At 44.0% G+C, this 11747-nt stretch carries 13 protein-coding genes; 9 read left to right on the forward strand and 4 right to left on the reverse strand.

The genetic code is table 11. The features are described from left to right. Nucleotides 1-479, forward strand: a 479-nt coding sequence (locus EKM80_RS13570; RefSeq protein ID WP_164509583.1) for a PLP-dependent transferase, incomplete at its 5' end; no start/stop codon positions are given. A gap of 14 nt (nt 480-493) precedes the next feature. Further along, nucleotides 494-1486: an NAD(P)/FAD-dependent oxidoreductase gene (locus tag EKM80_RS13575; RefSeq protein WP_125554109.1), complete on the forward strand. Its 993-nt coding sequence runs from the start codon at nt 494-496 to the stop codon at nt 1484-1486. A gap of 131 nt (nt 1487-1617) precedes the next feature. Here the strand turns inward: EKM80_RS13575 and EKM80_RS13580 are convergent, their stop codons facing one another. Beyond that, a complete protein-coding gene (locus EKM80_RS13580) occupies nt 1618-2205 on the reverse strand; it encodes a GNAT family N-acetyltransferase (RefSeq protein ID WP_125554111.1) in 588 nt (195 codons plus the stop codon). Nucleotides 2206-2420: 215 nt separating this feature from the next. On the opposite strand from EKM80_RS13580, the gene EKM80_RS13585 reads away from it, so the two are divergent. From EKM80_RS13585 to pgi, 6 genes are all read left to right on the forward strand, one after another. Beyond that, nucleotides 2421-2912 (forward strand): ECF transporter S component, encoded by a 492-nt coding sequence (locus EKM80_RS13585; RefSeq protein ID WP_125554113.1) that lies wholly within the window; start codon nt 2421-2423, stop codon nt 2910-2912. A gap of 20 nt (nt 2913-2932) precedes the next feature. After that, nucleotides 2933-3787, forward strand: a complete 855-nt coding sequence (locus tag EKM80_RS13590) for a PfkB family carbohydrate kinase (RefSeq protein WP_125554115.1) — start codon at nt 2933-2935, stop codon at nt 3785-3787. Between the two features lie 294 nt (nt 3788-4081). Then, the gene (locus EKM80_RS13595; RefSeq protein ID WP_125554117.1) at nt 4082-4993 is read left to right on the forward strand and encodes a PLP-dependent cysteine synthase family protein; all 912 of its coding nucleotides are present in this window, start codon (nt 4082-4084) and stop codon (nt 4991-4993) included. A gap of 20 nt (nt 4994-5013) precedes the next feature. Then, the gene (locus EKM80_RS13600; protein ID WP_125554119.1) at nt 5014-6153 is read left to right on the forward strand and encodes a trans-sulfuration enzyme family protein; all 1140 of its coding nucleotides are present in this window, start codon (nt 5014-5016) and stop codon (nt 6151-6153) included. Between the two features lie 21 nt (nt 6154-6174). Next, on the forward strand, nt 6175-6708 hold the full coding sequence (gene cysE / locus EKM80_RS13605) for a serine O-acetyltransferase (protein WP_125554121.1): 534 nt from the start codon (nt 6175-6177) through the stop codon (nt 6706-6708). A gap of 138 nt (nt 6709-6846) precedes the next feature. Beyond that, complete coding sequence (pgi, locus tag EKM80_RS13610) at nt 6847-8118, forward strand: glucose-6-phosphate isomerase (protein ID WP_125554123.1); 1272 nt, start codon at nt 6847-6849, stop codon at nt 8116-8118. Nucleotides 8119-8152: 34 nt separating this feature from the next. Here the strand turns inward: pgi and EKM80_RS13615 are convergent, their stop codons facing one another. The 3 genes from EKM80_RS13615 to EKM80_RS13625 form a co-directional block, all read right to left on the reverse strand. Then, nucleotides 8153-9508, reverse strand: a complete 1356-nt coding sequence (locus EKM80_RS13615) for a PH domain-containing protein (protein WP_125554125.1) — start codon at nt 9506-9508, stop codon at nt 8153-8155. 2 nt (nt 9509-9510) lie between these two features. Continuing rightward, nucleotides 9511-9888: a GntR family transcriptional regulator gene (locus EKM80_RS13620; protein ID WP_125554128.1), complete on the reverse strand. Its 378-nt coding sequence runs from the start codon at nt 9886-9888 to the stop codon at nt 9511-9513. Nucleotides 9889-9991: 103 nt separating this feature from the next. Continuing rightward, on the reverse strand, nt 9992-11179 hold the full coding sequence (locus tag EKM80_RS13625; RefSeq protein ID WP_125554130.1) for an MFS transporter: 1188 nt from the start codon (nt 11177-11179) through the stop codon (nt 9992-9994). A 192-nt stretch (nt 11180-11371) separates the two neighbouring features. Between EKM80_RS13625 and rpsN the strand changes: the two genes are divergently transcribed. Continuing rightward, entirely contained in the window at nt 11372-11641 is a 270-nt protein-coding gene (gene rpsN, locus EKM80_RS13630; protein ID WP_125554132.1) for a 30S ribosomal protein S14, read from the forward strand. Nucleotides 11642-11747: the final 106 nt, after the last annotated feature.

Consider the following 11747-nt stretch of genomic DNA (forward strand, 5'->3'; position numbering starts at 1 on the left):
TACGGGACCTCGGTGGTACGATCAGTCCCTTTAACTCATTCTTGTTGATTCAAGGGTTAGAAAGCCTATCCTTGCGCGTTGAACGCCATGTTAGTAATGCCCGTAAAATCGTTAATTACTTAAATGAACATCCCAAGGTGGCTTGGGTCAACTATCCAGAATTAGCTGATAGTCCTTATCATGATCTAGCCGAAAAGTATTTCCCTAAGGGTGCTGGTTCAATCTTTACCATTGGCTTAAAAGGTGGCGAAGCGGCTGGTAAAGCTTTGATCGAACATTTGGACTTGTTCTCCTTATTAGCTAACGTTGGCGACGCTCATTCCTTGATCATCCATCCTGCTTCAACAACGCACGCCCAATTAAACGATGAAGAGTTGAAATTGACGGGGATCACCCCTGACTTGATTCGGTTATCAATTGGGATCGAAAATGTGGACGACTTGATTGCTGATCTGGATCAGGCGCTGGCACAGATTTAGAGGAGGAAAAACAAATGCAGCACGATACTCATCTGTACGATTTAACTGTGATCGGTGGTGGCCCTATCGGCATGTTTGCCGCCTTTTACGCCGGTTTACGCGAACTCGATACTCAATTGATCGAAAGCTTGCCCCAACTTGGCGGTCAAGTAGCGGCGCTTTATCCAGAAAAAATCATTCGCGATGTGGCGGGTTTTCCTCACATTAAAGGTCGCGAGTTAGTCCACAGCCTACAAGAGCAAATGCTGCAATTCACCGATTTCAAACCACAAGTGTTCTGCGATGAAGAAGTCCTTAGCCTTGAAAAACAAGGCACCGAGTTTGTGCTGACCACAACTAAGCGCGTGACCCACACGCGCCAAATTATTGTCGCAATTGGTGGCGGTGCTTTCTCACCACGCCCATTAGCAGTTAAGTATGACCCTAAACTTGATGGTAAAGAAGTGTTCTATTTTGTCAAAAACGTGGCTGATTTTACTGGCAAAACGGTTGCCATCGCTGGCGGTGGTGATTCGGCAATCGACTGGGCGTTAACTCTGGAAAAAGTGGCCCAAAAAGTATACCTGATTCATCGCCGCCCACGCTTTCGCGGCCTGGAAGCTAACGTCAAACGATTAGAAGCCTCCAATGTTGACCTGGTCACGCCCTTTAACCTTAGTGAACTGACTAAACAGCCAGCTGGCCTTGAACTCCAACTTAAACAAGCAAAAGGTACAGAGCAACAGCGCTTAACCGTTGATGCCTTATTAGTCAATTACGGCTTCACCGCCGATAATCATGTGTTACGTGATTGGGGCTTGCCATTAGAACACCGCGCTTTACCGGTTGATCAAAACATGGCAACGAGTATCCCTGGCATCTATGGCATTGGCGATACAGTAACTTATGCTGGCAAAACTAAATTGATTGCCGCTGGCTTTGGCGAAGCACCAACCGCCATTAATCATATTGCCGAAACACTTTATCCAGAACGTAAACAACCTTTACACAGTACCTCAATTGCATAAAAAAAGCGGCTGGGACACAAATAAATTATGTCGCAGCCGCTTGTATTTCTGAACATTATCAGTAAGCGGATGCCATAAGATACCCCTTGAGCATTAACCTAAAATCGGTAAAGCCCTATCTTATGGCATTTTTAACTCGCAATAGCAGTCTGTTTAACGTCAGCCTGCATATGATAATACTGGTGATCCCCGATCATCATAGTCCCAACTGTTTCAAAGGCATGGCCTTGATACAAGCGCATTGCACCAGGGTTAGTAAAGTCAACATTCAAGCCAATTGTGGTCATACCACTATTTTTAACAAATCGTGGTAAAGCTTTGAGTAGTTGACTACCGATCCCTTGTCCCTGATAATTAGGGTCAACGGCGATCGAATCAAGATACCATTCATTATTGAATGTTTCCGAATCTGGAACTAATGGTTGCTTTTGAAAACTTTTGACGTGCTGCGAGATCTTGGTTAAGATGGCATCGACATTATCCTCGTTTTTATCTGGATAACCAAACGCCACACCAACGACTCGCTGGTTGATTTCGGCCACCACGGTAGTTGCCATACCCGACAAATAAGTCGGTAATTGGTAAGCTGCCCTGATGACCTTCAGCAAGTCACCTTCTGGAACGTCTTCAAGTTCGTCTAGTTGCATTTCATCGTAGATCAGATTGATTAAGGGGGCTATCTGGCCCGCATCATCGGGTGTTGCTTCACGTATTATCACAGGAACACTCTACTTTCTTATTTGTTAGCATGATCAAGCAGGACTGCTGCATCACACTTATACTAAATCTAGGCTACGCTTGAAAAATGTTTGAAATCTAAACACGTTACCTACTGTTATTTAGTTATATTTAAGCATACCTAAACTTTTTTTACTTGTCAAAAGAATTGAATTAAACTAATTTCATAATATTATTAATCAAGGGAGGTGTTCCTATGCAAACCAATCAATTAACCAAACGCGTTGTTTTGCCAGCACTTTTAATTGCCCTTAATGTGGTGATTGCACGGTTTTTTATTATTCCAGTTCCGATGACACACGGGAATATTAATTTGTGCGATGCCGGTATTTTCGTTGCGGCCTTACTTTACGGTCGACGTACTGGCCTAATTGTCGGTGGCTTAAGCGGCTTTTTGCTCGATTTAATTTCTGGTTATTCACAGTATATGGTTTTTTCATTAGTCGTTCATGGCTTAGAGGGCTTCATTGTCGGTTGGATCGGTTACCAAGCTAGCCGTAAAATTCAGATATCGGCGCTGTTTATTGGTGGTTTAATTGTTATCGCCGGCTATTTTCTCACTGACACCCTATTATATTCGTTAACACCAGGTCTAGTCGGTATTCCAACAAACGCGCTGCAAGTACTTGCTGGAGCTGTGGTCGCTTTACCGTTAACAATAAAATTACGTCAGCCACTGAAATTATGAGTAGAAAGTGAGTCAACATCATGCCAAAAACCGCACCACTGATCGTCGCCCAAGATTTATCCGCTATTGGTAGTTTATCCTTACAAGTGGCCCTTCCCATTTTAGCCGCCTTCAATTTACCGCAGGCTGTATTACCGACAAAATTATTATCCACACAAACAGAAGGCTTTGCAACGCCAGTTCAGGTTGATTTAAATCACTGGTTACCACAAGTTTTTACGCACTGGCAACAACAACAGTTAACTTTTTCTGGCCTATTAATTGGCTACTTGGGTAGAACTGACTTAATGACGACAATGCAACAACTTATTCGGCAACAAGTATTACCGTTGATCGTAGTTGATCCGGTTATGGCTGATCAAAACGCCCTGTATCCCGGTTTACCTAAAGACTATCCACAAGCACTAACACAATTACTAACATACGCTACCGTGGTGACGCCTAATTTAACTGAAGCCCAACTGTTAACTGGTATTTCAGTTAGCGCACAGCCAACTTTAGCAGAACAATATCACTTACTAAAAGTACTTGAACACAAGTTACCTAAAAATGGTCATGCGGTAATCACTAGCGTTACTAGGCGGCAACAGGTTGGCTGCATTTGGTTAGTTAACGATCAAGTTAACTATTTCGGACAAGCACAACTCACTGGTCATTTTTTTGGTAGTGGTGATGTTTTTACAGCTTTATTAACTGGCTTTCTACACTACGAAAAAACTTTTTCTCAAGCCGTAAAAAACGCGATAAGTTGTACTTTTTTAGCATTACAGCAAACGGCTAACAGCCAGCAAGAGCGGCGTTACGGCATATGTCTTGGTGATGTCTTAGTTGCGCTTGGTCAGTATCAAAAAAGCGGTAAATTATTAACAAAATAAATTTTTCACTTGACAATCATTCAGCCGGCTCGTATTCTGAAAGAGTAATCAATACGGACGAATAAAATCAATTGAAACTAAGGAGGCACAATCTATGTTCAACTTAACGTTTGTTAATGCTAGCGTATGTTGTTGTGTACCGCGTCTTTCGCGATACACTGATTGTGCTACCCAAAAATAAAGTCGGTTAGCAAGCCACAATTAATCAGTTGAATCGAGAAAGGCGCAGATTTGTTTAATCAAATCCGCGCCTTTTTTCTATCCTAAATTCGGCCTAAGAAAAGAGGAAGCACGATGATATATCAAAATATTTATCAATTGATTGGCAATACGCCGCTGCTGGAGCTTAACTTACCGGTGCCCAATAATAGCCATATCTTTGCTAAGCTGGAAATGTTTAATCCTGGTGGCAGTATCAAGGATCGCTTGGGTGTTTCGCTGATTGAAACTGGTATTCAGCAAGGTAAAATCACCGCCGGCACTACGATCATCGAACCCACTGCCGGTAACACCGGTATCGGCGTAGCCCTTGCTGCGCAACAGCATCATTTACCAGTTATTTTGGTTGTTCCTGAGAAATTCAGCTTTGAAAAACAAACGCTGATGAAAGCCTTAGGTGCTAAGTTGGTCAATACGCCAACTGCTGCGGGTATCAAAGGTGCTATTGCCAAAGCTGAAGAAATTGCTGCCGCAACACCGAACAGTTTTGTTCCTATGCAATTTAAAAACCCAGCCAACCCCAAAGCTTATTACGATACATTAGGCCCTGAGCTAACGACTGAACTTGGTACTAAAATCGACGCTTTTGTGGCTGGTGCCGGTAGCGGCGGTACCTTTGCCGGTATTGCAAAATATCTACAGGATCAGTTACCCCAGGTTAAGGCCTACACGGTAGAACCTGAAGGCTCGATTCTCAACGGTGGGCCAGAGCACAGCCACCGTACTGAAGGCATTGGTGTCGAGTTCATCCCACCATTTTTCCAGGATGTAAAAATTGATGCGATCTACACCATTAGCGACGCTGACGCCTTCACCAACGTTAAATTATTGGCTCAAGAACACGGCTTGTTAGTTGGTAGTTCCAGTGGCGCAGCCCTTGCAGCTAGCTTAAAGGTTGCAGAAACATTGCCCGCTGGCAGCAACATTGTTACCATTTTCCCAGATAGTAGCGAACGCTATCTCAGCGAAAACATTTACTCAGACTAAACTCATAGGAGGAAATTAACATGAAATTTGACACAACATTGATCCACGGCGGCGTTAGCGAAGACAAAGACACAGGTGCAGTTAGCGTGCCAATCTATCAAAACTCAACCTTCCATCAACACGTACTCGGTGGCGAGCCAAAATGGGAATACGCCCGCACCGGCAACCCAACCCGTAATGCGGTGGAAAAATTAATTGCCGATCTTGAAGGCGGTGTGGCTGGCTTTGCGTTTGCCTCAGGTTCCGCTGCAATCCACGCGGTTTTATCGCTATTTTCTCAAGGTGACCATTTAGTTGTTGGTAACGATGTTTACGGTGGTACGTTCCGCCTGCTTAACCAAGTTATGGTGCGTCAAGGATTGACTTTTACTGCTGTCGATACCCGCGATTTAGCCGCTGTTGAAGCCGCGATTCAAGACAACACTAAAGCCCTATATTTAGAAACACCAACGAACCCACTACTCCACGTTTCCGACTTGAAAGCCTTAAGTAGCTTAGGCAAAAAGCATGACCTTTTGACTATCGTTGACAATACCTTTGCCACACCTTACAACCAACGGCCACTGGAACTTGGTGCTGATATTGTTGTTCATAGTGCTTCGAAATATCTTGGCGGCCATAGTGATCTTGTCGCTGGCTTAGCCGTTACTAACGACGCTAAACTGGGCGAACGAATCGGCTTCTTGCAAAACGCAATCGGTGCGATCCTCGGCCCGCAAGATAGTTGGTTACTTCAACGTGGTATCAAGACGCTAGGTGTCCGGATGCGTGCTCATGAAGCCAACACCAAAGCAGTTTTCCAATATTTAGAAAAGCAACCAAAAGTCGCTACAATCTATTATCCAGGCAAACCAGGAACTGAAGATTACAAAACTGCCAAAGCACAAATGGATGGTTTTGGCGGTATGATCTCCTTTGAATTACAAGCTGGCTTAAGTGCCAAAACCTTTGTCGAAAGTTTGAAATTAGTGGCTTTGGCTGAAAGCCTTGGTTCATTAGAAAGCTTGATTGAAGTCCCTGCCGTCATGACCCACGGCTCAATTCCGCGTGAAATTCGGCTAGCTAATGGGATTCAAGACGAATTGATTCGCTTATCCGTTGGTTTAGAAGATATTGCCGATTTAATTGCTGATCTAGATCAAGCCTTTGCTGCACTATAGTCTTTAAAAGGAGGAATCATCATGTTTGCCACCGCAAAAGCCATTCAACGGCGCGATCCGGCGGCCCATAGTTTGCTGGAAGTTTTACTGACCTACTCTGGGTTACATGCGCTGAGCTGGCATCGTCTTTCACACTGGTTGTACCAACAGCACTTCTATTTAGTCGCCAGCCTTAGCGCCCACTTAGCCAAAAAAGTTACCGGTATTGAAATTCATCCCGGTGCCCAAATCGGTCAGCAACTGTTCATCGATCATGGCGCTGGTGTCGTTATCGGTGAGACCGCAATTGTTGGTGACAACGTTACGATTCTACATGGCGTCACGCTCGGTTCACGTCATGCCACTAAAGGTCGACGGCACCCTAAAGTCGGCAATAACGTGCTGATTGGCGCCTACGCTCAAATCCTCGGACCAATCACGATCCACGATAACGCTAAAATCGGTGCTGGTGCCGTAGTGCTGACAAATGTCGCAGCTGGTCATACTGCAGTTGGGGTCCCCGCACAACCACAGCCACAGCGATCAACTAAAATCGTCCAGTTAGCGCAAAATTAAAGGATAGCTGTTCATAGCTAAATTTGCGCTAATTATCATCGTTATTTAAAAACTCAGACTTTTATTGGTCTGAGTTTTTTAGTTCCATTTAAGCTAGCGGCATTATTATAGGAGAAAACATGAGAGGAAGCTGTCCCTATGCTAACAATTACCCCTAAAATGACAATTAATTTCTCCGCCACTGATTTCGCTGCTTATCAACAAGCCCATTTAGAACAATTGCACCAAGTTCAACAAACCCAACCAGACACTGACTTGCAGCATAACGATCTTGGTTGGCTGACGGTTGATAAATGGGCTGATGCTACTCAACTTACCCATTTAAAAAACTTGGCTACCCAGGTTCAAGCAACTGCTGATGTTTTGGTTATCGTTGGTGTTGGTGGCTCTAACCAAGCCGCCCGTGCCGTGATCGAAGCCTTCGCACAACAACATGGTCAGGTTAAAATCATTTATGCTGGTACCAATTTATCAGCTGCTTATTATCAACGCCTATTAAATGACTTAGCTGAGCAGGAAGTTTACGTTGACGTGATTGCGAAGAATTTTGCGACCTTGGAACCTGGTATTGGTTTCCGTATTTTCAAACCATTTCTGCAACAAAAGTATGGTGCTAATTATGCTCAGCATCTCTTTGTTACTGGTACTCGGGGGAGTCATTTAGAACAATTAGCCCAAGCAGAAGGTTATCCATTCCTGACCTTTCCCACCGATATTGGTGGCCGTTTTTCCGTTTTCAGTGATGTCGGCCTGTTCCCAATCGCTGTGGCTGGCATCGACATTACAGCTTTAGTCCAAGGTGCTCAAACAATGCGCGCGCAATTACAAGCCAACAATGGCGGTAATAATCCCGCCTTTCAATATGCTAGTCTGCGTAATTATTTACACCAACAAGGTAAAAGTGTCGAAGTACTAGGTCATTTTGAACCACAACTCGATTTCTTTGGCCGCTGGTGGACTCAATTATTCGCTGAAAGTGAAGGCAAACGCAATAAGGGTCTGTTACCATTGGCGTTGACCTATTCGGAAGATCTGCACTCAATGGGGCAATACATTCAGCAAGGACAGCGCCAACTGCTGGAAACTATGTTAGTGATTGACCAGCCTAGACATGATTTATCTATTCAAGCAAGCGATGTTACCGACGATTTTGATTATCTAACTGGTCAAACATTGACCCAAATTAATCAAGTTGCTGAAAAGGCAACGATCACTGCTCACCAAGCAAGCGGCGTTCCCGTGATCGAATTACATTTGCCTAAGCTAGATTTAACGACATTCGGTGAATTATTCTACTTCTTTGAATACGCCGTTTTTATTTCTGGACTGATCCTTGAAGTTGATCCCTTCAATCAACCCGGTGTTGAAGCCTATAAACAATTGATGTTTACTGGTTTAGGCAAAAAATAAAGTAGCGATATCCTTTATGGATACGGCTACTTTTTTATTGTAACGCGCGATATAATCGTTGCGTTTCTTTTGGATTTTTAGCGGCAAAATAATAATCGCGATGATTCGTTTGTAACAGTAAGACTGTCCCGGTATCTTGCACAACATATAACTTAGCAGCACGCTTGTCGACGCGGAAGTTACCAATTGCAAAGTTATTAGTACCGATACCGTTCACGCGCACTGCCCCAACTGGCAACTGTTGAAGCAATCGTACCTGCTGAACCGACTGCCGTTTGATCTGGGTCGTAGTGGTACCTGGCGCCTTCAATGTGATTGTTTGCGTCGTGGCACTGGCACGAATGCTATTACCACCAAAATCCAATGCTAGTAAGGTACCAGTAACACTAAATAATAAACCAAGCACTAGCACTACGGTTATGCCACCAATCAATTTACCGGCTGGGCGCCCTAAATTTAACGAAATATTCACACCAACACGATCTGGTACAAATAAACGATGATCGTCACGGTTGATGTACATGGCATAACGCCAATAACGATCTTCGTCGGTAGTCGTTTGTGGCGAAAAGTTGCCGAGTAGTTGATCTTCAAAGTTACGTTCACGGATCAAATCGTAGATGAGGTAAATGCAAAATGCGGTCACTATGATGAAATAGATATAAATCAAACTAAAGGCCATTGTCGTTATGCTAATAATCAGCGGTAAGCTGCCAATCACGTAACTGCCTAACACCATTTGGCGTGACCAAGTTTGGCGGTAGGAATCGTTTAAGACACGATCATATTCTGGTTGGGCGGTCAGAACACGTACTGGTAAGGCAGCAATCACCCAATATAATAGTAGAAACAAGGCCCAACCCAACGTTAAAGCTAATAATAATGGCCAGCTGGTTCCCCAGCCCAACAACCACAAATTACTCACTAAACCAATCACCAATAGGCCACCACTGCCAATAAACCATTGCATCGATAGTAAACGGCGATTTTTGGTTAAAATTAGTTGGGTATCAGCTACTTTTTCAGTATTTTGTTTCTGTAACCAATTATGTTGCTGCTTCAGTCGGCTCATTTTATGGATAAACCGAACTTCAGTGGCATAAAAAACACCAATCAATCCGAATAATAATAGCATAAAATATAATAGCGCTAATGAATCAAAGTGAATAAATATGATTGGTAAGCCAGCTAGACTAAAAAATAATGCCAGCCACCATAATTGTTTGCGAAAATTTTTGGTTAAGGCGTGGACTGCGGGATGGTTTAATTGTTCGTGTGGTAATGTCGTTTCTAAAATAACATTCTTATGTGGTTTAGCTGGCAACATAGTAGTCGCTGCCATCGTCACCGCTACAAAAATGGTCATGCCAACAAAAAGCCAGTTTAGCATATTTATTCCCCCTCAAACGATTGATATTGCGCCGCGACTAGTTCTTGCACATCCTTAACGTCTAAGCCACGGATTTTTGCCGCTGCTGTCAATTGATGTAGTTGTTCTTGCAGGGCCTGCATAAATACCGCGTCTGCTTGGAAATTAGCCGCTACTCGTGTTCCTTGGCGCCGATCACTGATTAAATAGCCCTCCGCCTTCAACAAATTATAGCCCTTGGCCACCGTCAGCATATTTACCGCCAACTCATCGGCTAGCTGGCGTACTGCCGGCAGCGCCTCATCAGGTTGTAACTGGCCTGACGCTAAGCCTAAAATAATTTGGTCATGAATCTGCTGATACAGCGGTACCGTACTTGCCACGTCAATTTTTAATAGCATCGATTCACCCGCTTTCCTATTCTATTTGTATTATATCATGTATAACAGACAACACAAGAAAAAGTGTGACTATTTTAGCCACACTTTTTCAATAATTAACCGCTTAAACCAACACACGGCCGCGTGTCTCTTCACCTAATATTGCCACTGCAATAATACCAACCACAATTGCGCCAGTAAAAATCACAAAAATTGCGTTGACACTGACTTGTGCGGTTAGTAAGTAACCAACCAGCAACGGCCCCACAACACCGCCGATTCGTCCAAACGCAGCGGCCATTCCCGTTCCAGTTCCGCGAATAACTGCTGGATACTGTTCTGGCGAGTAGGCGTACATTGCGCCCCATGCACCAAGGTCAAAGAAAGAGAGCAAGGCACCAAAAATTAGGATACTGGCCAAGCCCGTAGCGTTACCAAAGAAATACGCACTTAACGCTGTCCCAACTAAATAGACGATCAGTACTCGTTTACGCCCCCACTTTTCAATTAGCCAGGCGGCAGTAAAATATCCTGGTAACTGTGCCACGGTCATTGCCAATACATAGCCAAAACTATTTAGCAAACTGTAACCTTTCAATACCAAAACGCTGGGCAACCATAAAAACATCCCATAATAGGAAAAAACGACCGCAAACCATAAAAGCCACAGCATTAACGTGGCTTTTGCGTAAGGCGCTGACCAAACGGCACGCATATTTTGCCATAGCGTCGGTTGTTTCGTTTGAACTGGCCTAACTGGTTCATGAATTTGCCAGCGCACATACAACGCATAAACAGCAGTTAATGCAGTCCCTAGCGCCGCAATTCGCCAACCAAAACGTGGAATGACAAAATAAGCGATCAACGCCGCAATGATCCAACCACCTGCCCAGAAACTTTCTAGTAAAACGACGATACGACCACGTTTTTCCGGCGCAACACTTTCGGAAACTAACGTTGAAGCCACCGGTAATTCACCACCAAGCCCCGCACCAATGAAGAAACGTATGATAATGAACATAGTGAAGCCAGTTGCTAACACCGAGATGCCACTGCCAATTGAAAATAATAATAACGTTAAAACTAAAACATCACGCCGCCCAATTCGATCAGCTAGAATACCAAAAAATAATGCCCCCACTGCCATACCAATTGAACTGACGCTACCAATCCAGCCCATTTGGACTGTGCTGAGTTGCCATTCACCTTTTAACGCGGCAATAATAAACGACAATAAGCCGACATCCATCGCGTCAAATAGCCACGCAAATCCTGCTACTGTCAGCAGTTTACCTTCACTAACCTTGTCCATATTCCGCCTACTTTTCACTCATTTTAGGTGTCTTGTCACCTAATGGCTAATAGCATAGCACACATAGGTGTCTTGTCAACTAGCAATTAGGAGCTAAGTCTTTGGCGAAAAGTAATTTGCATGGTACACTAACTAAGCTCAATTTTGCGAGGAACATTCAAATTGTCATCATTTTTTCGAGGAGATTATTTAATGGCAAAAAAATCAAAAATTGCGAAAGCTGCAAAAATTGCAGCTACCGTCAAACGCTATGCTGCAGTCAGAGCTGAATTAAAAGCGGCGCATGACTACACTGCACTCAGCCAACTACCGCGTAATGCGTCACCAACACGATTGCACAACCGCGACGTCCTTGATGGTCGCCCCCACGGTTATATGCGTAAGTTTGGCTTATCGCGAATCAATTTCCGCGAATATGCTCATCGGGGCCAAATTCCGGGAATCAAAAAAGCCAGCTGGTAAGCTGGCTTTATGTTCGGCTCTATACTTTATCCTGTTGATAGATTGCTCAAAGGTAAGCAGTAAATAACAGACCGTCTATGAAGCCCACCAATTCCTTGGTATTCTA

This window comes from Loigolactobacillus jiayinensis (assembly GCF_003946445.1).
Taxonomy (GTDB): domain Bacteria; phylum Bacillota; class Bacilli; order Lactobacillales; family Lactobacillaceae; genus Loigolactobacillus; species Loigolactobacillus jiayinensis.